Genomic DNA, 17,436 nt, shown 5'->3' on the forward strand with positions numbered 1-17,436 from the left:
GGTAGGGAGAAACCAGTGGTGAGACGGAGCAGGTTACGTCGGTACACGCGTCGCCGGGCACGTGCGGCGGTCGTGCTGGCTCTGGTGGCGGCGTTCCTGTCGCCGGCCGGTGCCGCCGTCGCCGACATGTCGGACCTCGGCCGGCTGCTCGACCTGACGCGCCCGGAGCTCGGCGCGGTGGCGGCCGAACTGGCCGCCGGTGACGAGGCGGGCGCCGCGAGCGAGCTCAAGGTCTATTACGCGGGCCGCACCGGCGTCCAGTACCCGGCTCCGGCCGCGGGCTCGGGCGGTGGCGACTCGGGCCCCGACGAGCTCGCGGCGGGGATCTTCCGGTTCGGCTCCCAGACCCGCGATTTCTACGACAGCGCCGAGCAGCGGATCGACGTCGACTGGCAGGACCTCTGGGGTGGGACACAGACCGCCCCCGGCGGCGCGCAGACGTTGATGAGCGACTTCACGTTCATGCCCAAACTGGCCTCCGCTTACCTGACCGAGAGCGACCCGGCGAAGCGTGCGGCGTACGCGAAGGCGTGGATGGACATCTCGCTGGACTTCTTCGCCGACAACCAGAGCTGGCCGCAGGGCCGCAACCTGTCGGCGGCCAAGCGGCTCGCCCAGCTGGTCAGCACGTTCTCCGTGTTCAGGGCCGATCCCGGCATCGACGCCGGCGATCTCGTGGCGTACCTGTCCGGCGTGCACGCCACGACGAACTACCTCGTCGGGGTGCTGCCAGTACATTTCGGCAACAACTGGTACATGTCGATGGCCCGCTCCGTCCACGCGGCAGCCGTGTTCCTGCCCGAGTTCTCGGCAGCGTCCGGCTGGGAGTGGTTCGCGATGCGCTCGGCCGAGCGGTTCCTGCGCACGTGGTTGAAGGGCGACGGGGTGTACCGCGAGCCGGCGTTCAACTATCAGGCGTACGTGGCGGACATGCTCAACTCCGTCATCGCACTCGCGCAGAGCAACGGACGGGCCGTTCCTGACGCGCTCGTCCAGGGGGCGGACTGGATCGCGGACTCGCTGTTCGCGACCCGTCAGCCGAACCTCGAACCCGCGGCGATCGGCGACACGCCGAACGACACCGCGGGTACGTCGGCCATCCGCAGGAGCGGCGTCCGCAACTCCTGGTCCGACTTCACCTGGGTCGCCTCCGGCCGGACGCAGGGGACCGTCCCGACACTGTCGTCCACGGTGTTCCCCATCAGCTTCGCGGTGCAGCGTTCCGGGTGGGACGCCGACGCCCGCTACATGCTGATCAACAACCAGAACACCAGTTACACCGCCTCGCATCGGCATCCGGACGACCTCAGCCTGGTGATGGCGGCGTACGGGCGTCCGCTGATCGTCGACTCCGGGGTGGGGGACTACAGCGCGACTCCGACGAACGAGTGGATGCGCCGTCAAACCGAGGCGCACAACACCGTCGAGGTCGACGGGGAGCCACAGGCCAAAAGCGTTCCCCGCACGACGTCGCGGTGGCGCTCGAACGCGGGCCTCGACATCTACCGCGGTGCGGCGATGGGCTACCGGCCGGTCGAGCACGATCGCGTGGTCTACTTCGTCAAGCCCGGCTTCTGGGTGGTCTCCGACGCCCTCACCGGTGACACCGCCGCGCACAAGTACCGGCAACTCTGGCACTTCCCCGGAGATCCGGTGACCGTCAACTCGACGACCAAGGCCGCCACGGTCGGGTTCGACACCGTGCCGGGAGCCGCGCCCGTCGCCGGGGTGCGGCTCATCCCGGTGGCGACGTCCGGCGCCGCGGTGACCCCCAGGGTCCACAACCATGGCGCCGTACGGGTCGGCGAGCGGGTGCTCACCGACGTCGACTTCCTGTCGTACGACTGGTCCTCCAGCGGGGCGACGGGACTGGACACGGTCGTGGTTCCCGGCCCGGCCGGCGCGGCGCCCTCGGTGACGGCGAAGCGCATCGCCATGTCCGGCGTGAGCCACTCCACGGCGACGGCGATGGAGATCGCCATGCCGGGCGCGACCGGGCGCTTCTACCTGTCGCGCGAGGCGAACCCTTCGTCGCGGACGTTCGGGGCCGCCACGACCAACGCCGAGACCGCGTACCTCGAACGTGCTTCGGGCGGCGGGCTCACCAGGTACGCGCTGACCAGAGGGACGTCGCTGACCGACGCGAACAGCACCGTCATCAGCGCGTCCGCACCGGTGTCCGACGTCAGCGTGGAGCTGAGCGGCACGACCGCCCGGATCTCGATGGGGGACCCGTTCACCGGCACGCTCTCCCTCCACGCGCCGAACGCGACCTCGGTGACGGTGAACGGCACCCCGACCGCGTTCACCCGCGCGGGCGACCTCGTCACCGTGTCACTGCAGGAACAGTTCGCCCCGGCGCCCGTGCTCGACGACGAGTTCGACGACGCCGGCCTGGACCGCACCGTCCATGACTTCGACGGGTCCTTCGGCGGCTGGACGCCGGTCCAGGGGACCTGGGCGGTGAGCGGCGGACAGCTGGCACAGACCTCGACCGCGGACATCGTCTCGTTCGCGGCGCTGCAGGACGTGCCGGATGACGTGGTCATGTCCGCGGACGTCGTTCCCGGAGCGCGCGGCCAGACGACCTCCCGTACCGGTCTCGCGTTCCGCTACCAGAATTCCCGCAACTACTACCGGGCCGAAGTGCTCAACTCCACGTCGGGCGCGACGCTCAAGCTCGTGAAGATCGACGACTCGGAGACCGAGGTCCTCGCGGAGACCGCACTGCCGGGCGGCGCGAACGTCCCGCACACGCTGGTCGTCTCCGCGATCGGGAAGCATCTGAGCGCCAAGGTCGGCGACACGTCGATCTCCGCGGACGACACGCGGTTCCCGACGGGCGGTGCCGCCGCCTACACGCATCGGCGGGCCGCGACCTTCGACGACATCGTGATCAGGGAAGGACTCGACCAGGCCAATTGGCGAGGAATAAGCGGGTCCGTGTCCGTCGCCTCGGGCAAGCTGCGCCTCACGCCGGCCGACGGCCGGGCGCACGTCCTGGCCGAGTCGACCCTGCCGAAGCGCTTCTCCGACGCGTGCGACTACGCCGTGGAGACCACGCTCACGCTCGAGGGACCCGCCGCCGGTAACGCGGGCATCTCACTGCGGGACAGCACGGACGCGTACGGGTACCGGATCCACATCGGCAGGACGAGCGACGGAGACCGGTACGCGAGCATCATCCGCGAGGCCCACGCGTCCGGCCCCGTCATCGTGGCCAAGGCAGATCTCAGCGACCCGCTGACCGGTCCCGTGCGACTGGGCGCGGCGATTCACGGCGACCGCATCACGATGACGTTGAACGGCGAGGAGATCCTGAAGGGCCGCGACACCGTTGTACGCAGCGGCGGCGTCGGGCTCTACGCCTCCACGAAGACCTCGTTCGAGAACCTCACCGTCGCCGGGTCCTGCGGGGGGCGCTAGCCCCGCCCCTGCCACGAGCAGGTGCCCTCGCCGCTTCAGGACGAGCGTGGGCACCCGCACGGTGAGGTGGATCATTACGGGGACGCGGTCGTCACCGACGAGGAGTTCCGTGCGCAGGTGACTGCGGAGTACTGCTGAGAGGCCGGCCTCCCGAACACTGGGGGCCGGCTCTCGTTCAGCGGTGGGTGGTCCGTTCAGGCGTCCCAGGGGTGGGTTTCCAGGTCGCCCAGGTGATCGACGGTCATGTGGTGCGGGTCGGGGGAGGCCGGCGGGGCACTCGCCGTGGACTGGAGCGGCCCTCCATGGCAGAGATGGTCAGGCGGGTGCCGTCGCGCGGAGCCGAGTCAGCCGGTATGCGGCCAGGAGCGACGTCCACGTCATGATGAGCGCGATGGCGAGGGCGAAGGCGACATTGGCCATGCGGGAGCCCTGCATCACGAAGATCGAGATCCAGGCCGCGAGAAAGAGTACGCCGATCGCCCTGCTCAGGGCGGCCCGGCCGCGGCGTTGGGTCGCCGCGAAGTGCCGGCCGAACGCGAAACACGCGGCGACCAGCGCGAGGAAGGCGACCCCGGAGACGAGCAGGTGCACCATCCCCTGCGTGCTCATGCTCGTGGGCGTGCCGAGGGGCGTCCCAGGCGGAAAGCCGTCGGCAGGATCGGCGGGGAAGAAGGCGGCGGCGACCATCCCGGCGCCGAAGACGCCGACCAGCCGCGGCCCCCAGATGCCGCCCCGGCTCGCCGGGTCATGCGCCCGGTGCAGGCCGACCGCTCCCGCCACGAACAGCAGGCCGCTGACCGCGAAGTTGGCGATCTGGATCCAGCCCTGGTCACCGTTGCTCAGCATGCTGGCGGGGTACCGGCTGATGTCGAACCCGTCCCTGGTGAGCATCTGCAGCAGGAGCACGACGATGTAGAGCGGGCCGGCGAGGGTGCCGCACATCAGCAGTGTCCGCGTCGCCCTGCCGGCCGCTGGGGTGGTGAGGTCGCCGGTCATGTGGCCTGTTCCTCTCACGAGAACGAGATGACTTGTGGCGCGCGGGGTCATCTGCCGCCGTCCCCGCCGGTCTCGGAAACGAAGTGGTGCACGGGTAATGCGGCGGCTGTGGAGGCGCCGTTTCGCAGGTCACTGTCGATCATTCGTCGTCCTCCTCCTCATCGTTGAAGCCGGGCCGGCCATATGCGCCCGGCGGCTCGTCAAGCGGGTGGTGGTGCTCGCGCCGGGCACCCGCGAGTTCGGTGCCCAGCGCGTCCAGGCACCAGCTCCAGAACCGGCGAAAGCGCTCCATCTGAATGCCGACCTCCCGGGTGGTGCGGGGCCGGCGTCGTACGGACACAGGGGATCCCGGCCGCGTCGCCGAACACGTCGAGTGACTGCACGAGGCCAACAATCCCAGTTATCACTTATATAAGTCAACCCTAATATGTCTTGCGAGAACCGTAGCCCGGGAAGGCGGCTACGGGGTGCACGTCCCCTTGCTGTCGGCGACCAGCAGCGTCAGCGTCGTCCCGTAGTGCTGGCGCATGCTCTGGCCGGCGGGTGGGTCCTGGGTGCAGACGGTGCGTTCGAGGTGCGAACCGTCGTCGTATCCCTCGATCACGATGGGTCGGCTGCTGACGAGTGGGAAGCCGAGCTGCAGGGCGGCCTGCTTCGCTTCGTCGCCGGCCTTGCCGACGAAGTTCGGCACGACGGGCCAATGGGTGACGCGGCCATCGGGCGGGCAGGGCACCTGCGGAGGCAGGAAGCCGAGCTCTACCTTCTTGGCCTGAGAGTCCTCGACCTGGGTGCAGACGATCCAGGTGCCGGAGTAGGACTCACCGTCGAACAGGCGGCCGTCGGGCAGAGCCTTGTACGCGGTGGCATAGGCGGGCCAGGAGCGCCCCAGTTCGCCGCTGACGGCGTCGAGCGTCTTGCCCTTGAAGGAGGGCAAGACGGGGGACGGACGTTGCGATCCTGCACTGCTCGCCTCGCCCGCTCCCGTGGAAGCTCCGCCAGAGCAGGCCGCCAGACCGAGCGCGGGCACGGTCAGCAAACCGAGTGCAAGGAGGCTGATTCTCATCACTGCAGCTCCTGATCGTGATCGGACATGGCCCGACCTTCATGGTCGTCTTCGCGCTGCGGGGCAGCGCACCGGTGATCGGTCGGCGGCTAGGCGACGTTGAACCACTTGGTGCACGTCCAGCGGTTGCTGGATTTCAGGCAGGCGCGGAACCAGCGGCCGCTCGGCTGGTTCACGCCGCGGGTGTGGGCTCCTCCTCCCTTGGCCTTGGCGTGGCAGGAGTGGTAGCCGTGGCCGTAACCGTCGCCCCAGTCGAGAGAGATCCGGTCGCCTTCGCGGAGCTGCCCGCCGTGGACCCAGAAGACGTTCTGGCCCTTGTACGGCCTGTTCGTTGACTTGACCAGGACCGCGAACGCCCCGTTGCCGCGTTGGGTGGCGGTCATTTCGATGCCCTTGTGCGCGTTGATGCCAGGCCCGCACGTGTAGTTGACGGGACCCGCGGCGGCGGCCTGCGCCTGGGCGGGCACGGCGGCCATCAGCAGCCCGGCCGCCACTCCGGCGGCCATCCAGCGTCGCATCATCCTCGCTCCTTCGCGTCCGTCGATGAACGAAGGATGGCCGAGGGGACGTTGAAGATCTGTTGAGTCCGCGTTGAAGCGCTGAAGGTCAGGGCCTGTCCCGTCAGAAGCGGAACATCTCGGCGAATCGGTCGAGCAGTGCGGGGTCGCCTTCTGTACGTACGCTGCCCTCGCGGAGTACGTCGTCAGGAGTCTTGCTGCCGCTCATCAGTTCGCGGATGGGGTGGCCGGTGAGGCGTTCGATGACGAGGTCGGGGGAGGGGTGGGGGCCGATGCCGACGGTGAGCTCTCCATGGGTGATCTGCAGGCGGAGCGTGATGTCCCTCATGCGGATCTCGTAGCCGGCGGTGATTTTTCCGGCTGCTTCCGGTCGGTAGGTGGTGTGGAAGGACATGGCGACCGATTCGGCGGTGATGAGCTCGCCCGGGCGGGGCTCGGTGAGTGTCCGCGCGCCCCAGCGGCCCAGCGCCACCAGCGCGGGCTCGAGGTCGCGTCCGTAGTCGGTGAGCTCGTAGACCACGGCGCGCTCGGGGTGCGGCAGCGCGCGGCGGGTGGCCAGGCCCGCCTCTTCCAGCTGTTTGAGGCGGGTCGAAAGGATGTTGGTCGGGATGGCAGGAAGGCCCTTGTGCAGGTCGGTGAAGCGCTGGGGCCCGATGAGCAGGTTGCGGATGATCAGCACGCTCCACCGTTCGCCGACCATCTCCATCGCGCGGGCCAGGCCGCAGAACTGTCCGTACTCCCGAGACGCCATGATGCAGATCCTAGCCCATGCTTCAGTTGACAAAGCGTACTTGTAAAAGACAAGCTATCCTGGCGCGAGATCGTGACAGGTCGTACAGAATGGAGGAGCGCATGTCGTTCCAGGCCTACCTCGACAACATCGAGACCAAGACCGGGCTGACTCCACGTGAGTTCATCGCTCTGGCGAAGGAACGCGGCTTCGACGACCCGTCAGTGAAGGCCGGAGTGATCGTCGACTGGCTGAAGCAGGACTATGGGCTCGGACGTGGACACGCGATGGCGTTGGTGCACGTCATCAAGAAGGGGCCGAAGATCGACGCCAAGCACGTCGGCAGCTCGGGCTCCCACCGCGACGAGTCCGACACGCTCTGGCTGGACGGCAAGAACAACCGCCCCTGACGAGCTGCCGCTGGGACCGGCGGAGCGCTCAGGCCCGGAGGAAGGCTCTGATCGCCAGGACGGAAGGGATCGGGTTGCTGAGCGGCTTGGTCACCCGGTCGATCCCCGCCGGCGGTACGTGGGGTGGATGATCAACGCCCTGTCCTGGCGCGGCTCGGTGTGCGGGCCGTTGTAGCACGGGAAGCCCGTCATGCGGTCTCGGACGGCGCTCCGCTGTAGGTCCTGAGGTATGCCCCGTCTCCCCGGCATCGTCTTCCGTGATCACGTCATCCCGGTTCCGCTGGTCCACGGCGTCGACGGCGCACCCGAGACCGAGGTCTTCGCCCGCGAGGTCGTGGCCGCGGGCAGGGAGAGCGACGATCTGCCGTGGCTGTGCTTCTTGAACGGCGGGCCCGGCTCGAAGGCACCGCGGCCGCCGGCGCCCGCCTGGCTGACGGTGGCGTTGCGCACCCACCGCGTCCTGCTGCTGGATCAGCGGGGCACCGGCCGCAGCACCCCGCTGCACGCGCGGGCGGCAGCCGGGTGGTCGGACGCGGAGCTGGCCACGTACATCGGCCGGCTGCGCGCCGACAGCATCGTGGCGGACGCCGAGATCGTCCGGCGCAGGCTCGCGGGTGACCGTCCGTGGACGACGCTGGGGCAGAGTTACGGTGGGTTCGTCACTATGACGTACCTGTCCATGGCGCCGGAGGACTCGCCGGCTGCCTGGTGACCGGCGGTGTGCCGCCGCTGACGGCGACCGCCGGCGAGGTGTACGCCCGCCTCTACCCTCGGGTGGCCGCCAAGAACGCCGCCCTCTACCGGCGCCACCCCGAGGACGTCGATCGGGTGCGCAGGATCGCCGACCACCTGGCCGCGCACGACGTGCGGCTGCCCGACGGAGACCGGCTCGGCGTCGCCCGGTTCCGCAGCCCGGGCAAGATGCTGGGCAGCGGCGACGGCCTCGAACGGCTGCACTGGCTGCTCGAGGACGCCTGGCACGGCGATGATCTGAGCGATTCCTTCCGGTACGCGGTGATGACGGCGACCGGGTTCGTCGAGGGCCCGCTGTCGCGCTGCAGGAGTACATCTACGGTGCCCCCCGGCCGGCCCACCGGCTGGGCCGCGGAGGAGGAGCTCGCCCGGCATCCTCGCTTCGCCGCCGACGCCGATCCGATGCTGTTCACCGGCGCGATGATGTACCGCTGGATGTTCGCGGAGATCCGCGCGCTGCGCCCGTTCGCGGGGGCGGCCGACCTGCGCGGCGCCGGGCACGCGGCGGCCTTCCTGGCCGTCCAGCGGCTGCGGCGGCGGCTCGCGCTCCCGCGTCACCTGTACGCCGCGATCGCCGGTCAGCCCAAGCCGGTCTGTCTTCGCCGGCCGGACGACGTCGTGAACGGCCTCCTGGCGCGGAGATCCCGGGCATGGGGGGTGCCTTCGTGGGCAGGTTGCGGCTCGTGAGCATCTGGACGCGGCCGCGGGAGCTGCTGGGCGGGCTGTTCTCCGGGCCGCTGGGGCGGCTGCTGGCCATCGCCCTCCTGACGAACACGGGCCGCGGCGTCTGGCTGGCGTCCTTCGTCCTGTTCTACACCCGCTCGATCGGGTTATCCCCGGCCCAGGTGGGCGTCGGCGCGCTCGTCGCGGGCGTCGTCGGCATCGGCTCCACCACGCCCGTCGGCATGGTCGCCGACCGGTTCGGGCTCAGTCGTAGCCTGCTCGTCCTCTACCTGATCAGCGCCGTGGCGTTCCTGCTCTATCTGGGGGTGACCGGCTTCTGGTCGTTCATCGTGGTGGGCTGCGTGGCCGCGGTGGCCGGGGAGAGCAGCGTCGGCGTCAGGACGGCGCTGATCACCGCGCTGGCGCCCGGCGGGGAGCGCATCGCGGCGCTCGCGAAGTACCGCGTCGTCAGTCAGGTCGGCATGGCCGCAGGAGCCGGGGCCGGCGCCCTCGTGATCCAGGTGGACTCGCGGCCCGTCTACACCGCCATGCTGGTCGGCACGGCTCTGGCGTATCTGCTCGCGGCGCTGCTCGTCGGCCGGCTGCCCAGGGCGGAGGGCGGCCGCGGGCGGCGCGGGCGGCGTGGCTCCGGGCGGGTGCTCAGGGATCACCGCTACCTCACCCTGGCGGGGTTGTTCGGCGTCCTGACCGTCAACTGGTCCATGCTCTCGGTCGGCATCCCTTTGTGGGTGGCTGAGCACACCGACGCGCCGCGCTGGACGTCGGGGGCGATCCTCGTGGCCAACACCGCCGCGATCGCGCTGCTCCAGGTCAGGTTCTCCCGGTCGGCGGAGACAGTGCCCGGAGCGGGGCGCGCCAGCGTCAGATCCGGGCTCCTCTTCGCCCTGGCCTGCGCGGTCTTCGCGACGACGGCGGGGACGTCGGGCGTTCTGACCATGGTGCTGCTGTTCGTCGCGGGCGCGATCCACATCATCGGCGAGCTGCTCTACGTCGCGGGCTCGTGGGGGGTCTCGGTGGGGCTCATGCCCGAGGACGCCCAGGGTGAGTACCAGGGGGCGATGGCGGCGGGCACGGCGAGCGCGCAGGCGCTGGGGCCGCTGCTCATGACGACGTTCGTCGTGGGGTGGGGGAGCCCGGGGTGGCTGGTGCTGGCCGGGCTGTTCGCCCTGGCCGGGTGGGCGGCGTTCGGGGTGGCCCGCAGCGCGTGGAGGCGGGTGGCACCCGAAGCGGCGGCCCCCGGAGAGGACCCGGCCAGGGCGTCCTGACGCTCAGGTCTGCAGGGGCATGAGGTGGGTGGCGAAGTCGTCGAGCCAGCGTTCGGCCGAGGGCACGGGGGTGGCGGGGCGGACGACGAACTTGGTGATGCCGGCCTCGACGAAGCGTTCGATCATCGCTCGGGCTGCGGGCCAGCCGACCGGGACGATCTCGGCGGGGTCGGCGCCGGGGTTGCGTCTGGCGATGGCGTCGAGCGCGGTGGCGGGGATCTCGGTGGTGGCGACCGCGAGGCTGGTGCCGTAGTGGTCGGCTTCGATCTCGCGGCTGGCCTCGGCCGCATGCGCGGCGATCGCCGTACGGCCCGCGGCGGCCTGGTCAGGAGTGAGGAAGCTGGCGAGCCAGCCGTCGGCGAGCCGGCCGGCGCGGCGCAGGGCGCGCTCGCCGCTGCCGCCGACCCAGATGTCGAGCGGTTTCGGCGGGAGAGGGCCGATGCCGACGTCCTGCACGGTGAAGTACTCGCCGTGGAAGGTCACCTTCTCCTGGCTCAGGAGGAGCCTCAGCAGTTCGAGCGACTCGTCGAACACCGCGCCGCGCGGCCCGGGGACGGGGAACGCCTCCCGGTCGGCGGGTCTGGCCGGGGTCAGGCCGAAGGCCGGCAGCACGCGCTTGGGGGCGAGCGCGGCCAGGGACGCCAGTTGCTTGGCCACCCGCAGCGGGTGGCGGCCCGGCAGGATCATCACACCCGTGCCGACCTTGAGCTTGCGGGTGGCGGCCAGCGTGTACGCCATGCCGACCAGCGGCTCTACGGCCGGCCCTTGGACCAGCTCCGACAGCCACAGCGAGTCGATCCCGAGGGCCTCGGCTCGCTCCGCCAGCCCGGCGAGGTGGTGAGGGGTGTCTCCCGGCGGCGGCGCGATCCCGATGCGTACCTTCATCGGCCCATTATCGCGGCCCTCAGCGACGTCGCCGGCGGTGACGTCGCGTGACTCCCGTACGGCCGCCTGAGGGCCGGCCCAGTGATCACCCACAAGACGCGCGAACGTAAGCGTTCAGGCCCGGTGCGATCGGGTGTCGCCGACACTCCAGAAGCGGTAGTGGTGGTCCTTGACGAAGTCGGCGCGCTTCCAGTGCCCGGGACGTCAGGGACTGCACGTGCCAGCCGGCCTGGCCACGGTCGTCGTGCAGGCGAGGCCAGACTCGCTCGCCACCGCCGTTGGGGTCACCAGTGGCGGCGAAGCGGGTCCAGGCCGCAATCAGGCGGTCACTGAGATCGGCCTGTCGGGGCGACAGCTCGTCGAACAGGGCTAGGTCGAACAGGTACGGGAGTTCGGCCATGTGCTGGGCGGCGGCCGGGAAGCTGGGCTTGGGATAGCCCGCGTACCAAGGGGTCTTCTGCTCGGCGAACTCGAACATGCGCGTGGAGGTCCAGCGGGACAGCGCTCGGGCGGTGTCGAGAGTCGGTGCGGACCAGATCGAGTCGGTTTTCACTGCCGCGAGCGTCTGCCCCGCGGAGGCCTTCAGCGGGTAGCGCTTCAGCACGGCATCAACCTGCTTGCCGTAGGCCTGCCTGACCGCGGGCTTGTAGTCCTTGGCGGGCATGGGCCCCGACCTGGGAGCTAGGGTGGCCGACGGCGTCGCCGAAGGCTGGCGCGGCATGGCCGCCATCCTGCAGAGCGTGCCGGAGGAGACCGTCTCCCGCCATTCTGCCCGCACGCTCGGCATGATCCAGACGGCACTGATGGCGGGTGTGATGATCCAGAGCCTCAGTGATCCGGCGAACGCGCCCACCTCGGCCGAAGTTCTGGAAGGGCTTCGCGCGTTGGCGAAGATCGCGAATCTCACGGAGTCATGATCCGTCGTAGCGACCGCCGCCGGTGACGACGCCGGGGCCGATGTAGCGGTTCGAGTGGTTGGGTGATTGTCCGTTATGTCGATGGATCGGGCCATGGGTGATGTGATCTTCACGACCGCTACCAGAACTACGACGCCACCGATGCTGTCCTACGCGACGCACCCCTCGGCAGCCCATGGATGCCGCCCGACCCGGCCGCCGCCTGACGCTCCGGAGCCGGCGCACCCTCGCACGCCTCTGAACGATCACACAGCGCGATCATCAGAACCCGGAATGCGCAGGTCGTGAATGCTTACGCGCGAACGCATACTGATCACCATCACCACTCCAAGCTCAGGACATTGCGCCGGGGAAGGGGCCGGTATAAAGCCTGCATAAAGTGATCGCTTCGGGCCCATTGATAACACCCGTGCTCACTCGTTGTCCAGTCACCAGTTTCGGCACTGGTGTGATCGAAGCAGTCGCCATCAGCCGATACGCTGCGTCACACCCGCCCCAAATGGCCGCATCCGGCCACTTGTCGGACGAGTCGCTCGCTCGTACGACGGACACAGGGAGTGAGCATCGGCCTAACGCCGATGACCTGCCCGTCCTTAGCCGGATATGAGCTGAAGTTCTGACGCTTTCGGTGTTACTTCTTGACATTTCGCCGGAAATGGCGCGTACTTCGATCGAAGATCGGTCTAACTACCCCCGCCCCGAGCACCGCACAAAACCCTCGCAAGCGTCACCGATTGGGGAACCATGACCGAAGTACGTAGCGGCATGGCCGAAAACCTGCTCTCCCGGCGTGCCTTCACCACCTCGGCGGCGGCCGCCGCCCTCGCACCCCTGGTCACCACGCAACCCACCGCGGCGTCGTCCCAGGCCGGCCCGGCCGCGGGCGCGGTCCGCCGCATCACCCTGTACGCCGAGCGGCTGCCGGACGGCCAGCTCGGCTACGGCCTGGAGCCCGGCAAGGCGACGATCCCCGGGCCGCTCATCGAGATGGTCGAAGGCGACACGCTGGAGATCGAGATGGTCAACACCCTCGACGTCGCGGCCAGCCTGCACGTCCACGGCGTGGACTACGACGTGGCCAGCGACGGCACCCGGCTGAACGACGGCGTCGTCGAGCCCGGCGGCCGGCGTACCTACATCTGGCGTACCCACGCGCAGGGCAAGCGCGGGGGCGGCGCCGGCATCGAGCCGGGCAGCGCCGGCTACTGGCACTACCACGACCACGTGGTGGGCACCCCGCACGGCACGGTCGGCATCCGGCAGGGGCTCTACGGCCCGCTGGTGGTCCGGCGGAAGAAGGACGTCAGGCCGGACAAGACGTTCACCGTCGTGTTCAACGACATGATGATCAACAACCGCCCCGCGCACGACGCCCCCGAGTTCGTGGCCAAGGCCGGCGAGCGGGTGGAGTGGATCGTGATCACGCACGGCGAGTTCTACCACACCTTCCACATCCACGGGCACCGCTGGGCCGACAACCGCACCGGCATGCTGGAGAGCGCCGACGACCCGAGCCGGATCATCGACACCAAGATCTGCGGGCCCGCCGAGTCGTTCGGCTTCCAGCTGATCGCGGGCGAGCGGGTCGGGCCTGGGGCGTGGATGTACCACTGCCACGTCCAGAGCCACTCCGACATGGGGATGGCCGGCATCTTCAAGGTGACCGACGAGAACGGGAACGTGCCAGGTCAGTCCGGCGACGGTCACACAGGCCACTAGAAGAACCCTCGACATCCGCGACAGATCCCGAGCCACTCTCGATCCCGAGGAGCGACGATGGGTCGAACAGACCGTTTACCGTCCCGATCATCTTTCTGGCGGCGCGTGTTGACAACGCTGTCGATCGCCGTCCTGGTGCTCGGCCTGGCGCCACCGGCCGTCACGCCGGCCCTGGCCCAGGCCCCCGCCGCCCCGGACGCCAAGAAGGCCGCCGTCCGCGTGCTGGTCTTCAGCGGCCTGGCCGCGCAGCAGGACGACCCGGTGCGGACGGCCGTGACCGCGATCAGGGAACTGAGCAAGAAGAACGGGTTCACCGTCGAGGAGGCCCAGGATCCCGCGGTCTTCACCGCCGACAACCTGGCCCGCTACCGCGGCGTGGTGTTCCTGTCCGCCAACGGCGTGACCCTGGACGAGGCGCAGCTCGCCGCCTTCCAGACGTTCATCAGGAACGGCGGCGGGTTCGTCGGCATCCGCGACGCCGCCAAGGCGCAGGTGGACTCGGCCTGGTTCACCGAGCTGATCGGCACCCGCCCCGTCGGCGCCCTGCCCATCGCCGAGAAGGTGACGGAGAGCGCGGCGAGCGGCGAGAACCCGCCGAACGAGACCAAGGACAAGGTGTTCGACGGCGACAACGACACCAAGTGGCTGGCCAGGACGCCGACCGCGTGGGTGCAGGGCAAGCTGGAGGAGCCGGTCGCGATCGCGCACTACGCGCTGACCTCGGCCAACGACTTCGCGGGCCGGGACCCGAAGGACTGGACGCTCAAGGGCTCGCAGGACGGGACGACCTGGACGGATCTCGACAAGCGCAGCGGGGAGACCTTCCCCCAGCGGTTCCAGACCAAGGACTACGAGTTCGAGAACGACACGGCGTACCAGTACTACCGGCTCGACATCACCGCGAACAGCGGAGAACCGCTCATCCAGCTCGCCGAGCTGCGGCTGTACGGGCCCGACGCCGCGCCTCCGCCCGAGCCGAAGGCGCAGAAGGCCACCGTGGACATCGTCGACCGGCGGCACCCGGCGAACGAGGGGCTGCCGCTCACGCTGTCGCGGACCGACAAGTGGCTGAGCTGGAGCCCGAACCCGGTGGGCAAGGTCCACACGATCGCGCAGGTCGAGGAGTGGACGTACAACCCGAAGATGGACGGCAACGGCGCGTTCCACCCGGTCTCCTGGTGCCGTGACTACGACGGCGGCCGGTCCTTCTACACCGGCATGGGCGGCACCGCGGACAGCTACGCCGACAAGCACTTCCGCACCCACCTCACCGGCGCCATCCGGTGGGCGGCCGGCATCGTCAGGGGCGACTGCCAGGCGACCATCGCCTCCAACTACGCCGTGGAGCGGCTGACCGGGCAGAACGCGCAGGGCCAGATGGACCAGATCGGCGAGCCGCACGGCCTGACCGTCGCGCCGAACGGCAAGGTCTTCTTCATCGGCAAGGCGGCCTGCGCCACCGGCCCGGTCCCCGACTGGAACGACCCGAAGGTGGGCCTCGGCTGCGGCACCATCCACCAGTGGGACCCGCGCACCAAGCAGGTCAAGCTGCTCGCCACGCTGCCCGTCATGGGCAACCGCGGCAGCGGCGACGAGCTGGTCAAGAACGAGGAGGGCCTGGTCGGAATCACGCTCGACCCGGACTTCGCGGAGAACGGCTACATCTACGTCTACTGGATGCCGCACGCCTCGATCGACCGCGACCGGCGCATCGGCAAGCGCACGGTCTCCCGATTCAACTACGAGTCGCGGACCCAGACGATCGACCTGGACAGCCGCAAGGACCTGCTGGCGTGGGACACCCAGATCCACAGCTGCTGCCACGCGGGCGGCGGCATGGCCTTCGACGACGACGGCAACCTCTACATCGGCACCGGTGACAGCAACTCCTCCGGCGGGTCCAGCGGCTACTCCGGCAACAACTGGACCCAGGACTACAAGGGCACCTCGTTCCAGGACGCCCGGCGTACCTCGGGGAACACCAACGACCTCAACGGCAAGATCCTGCGCATCCACCCCGAGCCCGACGGCACCTACACGATCCCCGAGGGCAACCTGTTCACCGGCGAGGAGGAGGGCGGCGGCAAGACCCGCCCCGAGATCTGGGTGATGGGCGTGCGCAACATCGCGCGGCTCCAGTGGGACAAGGTGAACGACTGGATCACCGCCGGCTGGGTCGGCCCCGACGCCTTCGGCCCGAGCGAGACGTGGGGCCCGGCGAAGTACGAGACCGCGACCGTGCTCACCTCCGCCGGCAACCAGGGCTGGCCGTACTGCATGGGCGACAAGCAGCCCTACCGCGACCGCAGCAACAGCGACGCCACACAGCCGGCCGACTGGTACGACTGCGACGACCTCAAGAACACCTCGCCCCGCAACACCGGCCTGGTGGACATCCCGCCGGCGCGCAAGAACATGATCTGGTACTCGCCGCAGGGCGGCGGCCCCGTCTACCCCGAGCGGCAGGACGGCAGCGGGCTCCCGTCGTACCAGCAGGGCGAGGAGACCTTCACCATGCCGTACCTCAAGGGCGGCAACCAGGCGGTCATGTCCGGCCCGACCTATCACCGCTCCCTGGTCGACACCGCCAGCGGGGTCGCGTGGCCGGAGTACTGGGACGGCAAGTGGTTCATCGGCGACGAGGGCAACAGCAACAACCGCATCGCCGTGACCGTGGACCCGAAGACCGCGAAGGACGCGGGCCGGCCGGCGTTCGCCGAGGACCTGCGGCACATCATCCCGGGCGGCACCGGCGCGAACCAGCTCCAGTCGTGGATGGACGCGAAGTTCGGCCCCGACGGCGCGCTCTACATGCTCGACTACGGCAACGGCTTCTTCAGCCTGCACCCGAACCAGAAGCTGATCCGCATCACCTACAAGGGCGGCCCCGCGACGCCGGACCCGAGCGCGGCCGTGGTGCGCCCGGCCCGGCAGAACGCCGACCCCAGGACGATGACGTTCTCCAGCGCCCAGGCCGGCGGCGTGGCGTGGGAGTGGAACTTCGGCGACGGCAGCGAGCCGTCCACGCAGGCCGCCCCGACGCACACCTACCCCGGCTTCGGCGTCTACCAGGCGACGCTGAAGGTCACCTACGCCGACGGCGAGCAGTCCACCGGGAAGATCGTCGTCACGGTCGGCTGCGGCGCGCCCGACGCCAGGCCGACGGTGCAGTTCCTCGACACGCTCACCGGCGTGCGCAACAAGGTCGTCGCGGGCGGCTGCACGATCAACGACCTGATCGACGACGAGCGCCAGTGGAAGAACCACAACCAGTTCGTCAAGCACGTGCAGGCCGTCGTGGACCAGCTCCTGGCGGACGGCGTCGTCACCGCCCAGGAGGCGGACGCCCTGCGCAAGGCCGGCCGCCAGTCGGAGGTCGGCAAGGTGAGCGGGTACGAGCCCATCTTCGACGGCACGGCGTCGTCGCTGCTGGGCTGGAGTCAGGCGCCGTCCGGGCGGTTCACCCTCCAGCCGGACGGCACGATCCGCAGCTCGGGCGGCCTGGGCATGCTGTGGTACGCGGACAAGGCGTACGCGGACTTCTCGGTCCGGCTGCAGTTCCGTGACAGCTCGCCCGGCACGACCCGCGCCAACAGCGGCGTCTTCGTCCGGTTCCCCGACCTGAGGACCCCGCTGGAGCAGCGTCCCGCGGGAAGCTGCGGCACGGTCGGCTCGGCGCGCACGTCACCCGCGTGGGTCGCGATCTTCTGCGGCCACGAGATCCAGATCTACGACGGCGACACGGGCGAGCCGCAGAAGACCGGCTCGGTCTACAACTTCTCGTCCAACAGCCTGAGCCGGGCCGGGGTGACCCCGAAGGGCCAGTGGAACGACTACGAGGTCAGGGTGGTCGGCCAGCACTACACGATCATCCGCAACGGCACGGTGATCAGCGAGTTCGACAACACGCCGGGGAAGGCGTCGTCGCGCGCCGGTGACCCGCCCACGGACCTGCGCCAGTTCATCAGCGGGTTCATCGGGCTGCAGAACCACGGCGACAGCGACGTGATCGACTTCCGCAACATCCGCGTGCGCGAACTCTAGGCCGGGTGCCGGGCGCCGTCCCCCCC

At 69.6% G+C, this 17,436-nt stretch carries 15 protein-coding genes; 8 read left to right on the plus strand and 7 right to left on the minus strand.

Annotated elements, in window-relative coordinates; translation table 11 throughout:
• The first annotated feature begins 72 nt into the window (after positions 1-72).
• The gene (locus tag AB0K28_RS17505; protein WP_364370780.1) at positions 73-3,426 is read left to right on the plus strand and encodes an alginate lyase family protein; all 3,354 of its coding nucleotides are present in this window, start codon (positions 73-75) and stop codon (positions 3,424-3,426) included.
• Between the two features lie 315 nt (positions 3,427-3,741).
• Here AB0K28_RS17505 and AB0K28_RS17510 read toward each other — a convergent pair whose 3' ends face one another.
• The 5 genes from AB0K28_RS17510 to AB0K28_RS17530 all read right to left on the minus strand — a co-directional run bounded on the left by AB0K28_RS17510 (position 3,742) and on the right by AB0K28_RS17530 (position 6,754).
• Positions 3,742-4,422: a DUF998 domain-containing protein gene (locus AB0K28_RS17510; protein ID WP_364370783.1), complete on the minus strand. Its 681-nt coding sequence runs from the start codon at positions 4,420-4,422 to the stop codon at positions 3,742-3,744.
• Between the two features lie 139 nt (positions 4,423-4,561).
• Entirely contained in the window at positions 4,562-4,714 is a 153-nt protein-coding gene (locus tag AB0K28_RS17515) for a hypothetical protein (protein ID WP_364370786.1), read from the minus strand.
• Between the two features lie 168 nt (positions 4,715-4,882).
• Positions 4,883-5,356: a PASTA domain-containing protein gene (locus AB0K28_RS17520; protein ID WP_364370789.1), complete on the minus strand. Its 474-nt coding sequence runs from the start codon at positions 5,354-5,356 to the stop codon at positions 4,883-4,885.
• 218 nt (positions 5,357-5,574) lie between these two features.
• Entirely contained in the window at positions 5,575-6,006 is a 432-nt protein-coding gene (locus AB0K28_RS17525) for a hypothetical protein (protein WP_345388582.1), read from the minus strand.
• Between the two features lie 100 nt (positions 6,007-6,106).
• Positions 6,107-6,754 carry a winged helix-turn-helix transcriptional regulator gene (locus tag AB0K28_RS17530; RefSeq protein ID WP_364370792.1) on the minus strand — a complete coding sequence of 216 codons (648 nt, stop codon included), beginning with the start codon at positions 6,752-6,754 and terminating at the stop codon, positions 6,107-6,109.
• Positions 6,755-6,855: 101 nt separating this feature from the next.
• Between AB0K28_RS17530 and AB0K28_RS17535 the strand changes: the two genes are divergently transcribed.
• The 4 genes from AB0K28_RS17535 to AB0K28_RS17550 all read left to right on the plus strand — a co-directional run bounded on the left by AB0K28_RS17535 (position 6,856) and on the right by AB0K28_RS17550 (position 9,845).
• Positions 6,856-7,143 (plus strand): DUF4287 domain-containing protein, encoded by a 288-nt coding sequence (locus AB0K28_RS17535; RefSeq protein ID WP_345388576.1) that lies wholly within the window; start codon positions 6,856-6,858, stop codon positions 7,141-7,143.
• Between the two features lie 229 nt (positions 7,144-7,372).
• The gene (locus tag AB0K28_RS17540; protein ID WP_364370795.1) at positions 7,373-7,855 is read left to right on the plus strand and encodes an alpha/beta fold hydrolase; all 483 of its coding nucleotides are present in this window, start codon (positions 7,373-7,375) and stop codon (positions 7,853-7,855) included.
• The gene (locus AB0K28_RS17545) at positions 7,852-8,583 is read left to right on the plus strand and encodes a hypothetical protein (protein ID WP_364370798.1); all 732 of its coding nucleotides are present in this window, start codon (positions 7,852-7,854) and stop codon (positions 8,581-8,583) included. The genes AB0K28_RS17540 and AB0K28_RS17545 overlap by 4 nt, the downstream gene beginning before the upstream one ends.
• Complete coding sequence (locus tag AB0K28_RS17550; protein ID WP_364370801.1) at positions 8,580-9,845, plus strand: MFS transporter; 1,266 nt, start codon at positions 8,580-8,582, stop codon at positions 9,843-9,845. Before AB0K28_RS17545 ends, AB0K28_RS17550 begins: the two co-directional genes overlap by 4 nt.
• Before the next feature lie 3 nt (positions 9,846-9,848).
• Here AB0K28_RS17550 and AB0K28_RS17555 read toward each other — a convergent pair whose 3' ends face one another.
• Entirely contained in the window at positions 9,849-10,730 is an 882-nt protein-coding gene (locus tag AB0K28_RS17555) for a TIGR03854 family LLM class F420-dependent oxidoreductase (RefSeq protein ID WP_364370804.1), read from the minus strand.
• An 85-nt stretch (positions 10,731-10,815) separates the two neighbouring features.
• Positions 10,816-11,394 carry a carboxylesterase family protein gene (locus AB0K28_RS17560; protein ID WP_364370807.1) on the minus strand — a complete coding sequence of 193 codons (579 nt, stop codon included), beginning with the start codon at positions 11,392-11,394 and terminating at the stop codon, positions 10,816-10,818.
• 22 nt (positions 11,395-11,416) lie between these two features.
• Between AB0K28_RS17560 and AB0K28_RS17565 the strand changes: the two genes are divergently transcribed.
• From AB0K28_RS17565 to AB0K28_RS17575, 3 genes are all read left to right on the plus strand, one after another.
• Positions 11,417-11,647, plus strand: a complete 231-nt coding sequence (locus AB0K28_RS17565) for a hypothetical protein (RefSeq protein WP_364370810.1) — start codon at positions 11,417-11,419, stop codon at positions 11,645-11,647.
• Between the two features lie 744 nt (positions 11,648-12,391).
• Positions 12,392-13,366: a multicopper oxidase domain-containing protein gene (locus AB0K28_RS17570; protein ID WP_364370813.1), complete on the plus strand. Its 975-nt coding sequence runs from the start codon at positions 12,392-12,394 to the stop codon at positions 13,364-13,366.
• A gap of 105 nt (positions 13,367-13,471) precedes the next feature.
• Positions 13,472-17,410, plus strand: coding sequence for a ThuA domain-containing protein (locus tag AB0K28_RS17575; RefSeq protein WP_364370815.1), 3,939 nt, complete (start codon positions 13,472-13,474; stop codon positions 17,408-17,410).
• The last annotated feature ends 26 nt before the right edge of the window (positions 17,411-17,436 follow it).

Source organism: Nonomuraea sp. NPDC049504 (genome assembly GCF_040676845.1).
In the GTDB taxonomy this organism is placed as follows: Bacteria; Actinomycetota; Actinomycetes; order Streptosporangiales; family Streptosporangiaceae; genus Nonomuraea; species Nonomuraea salmonea.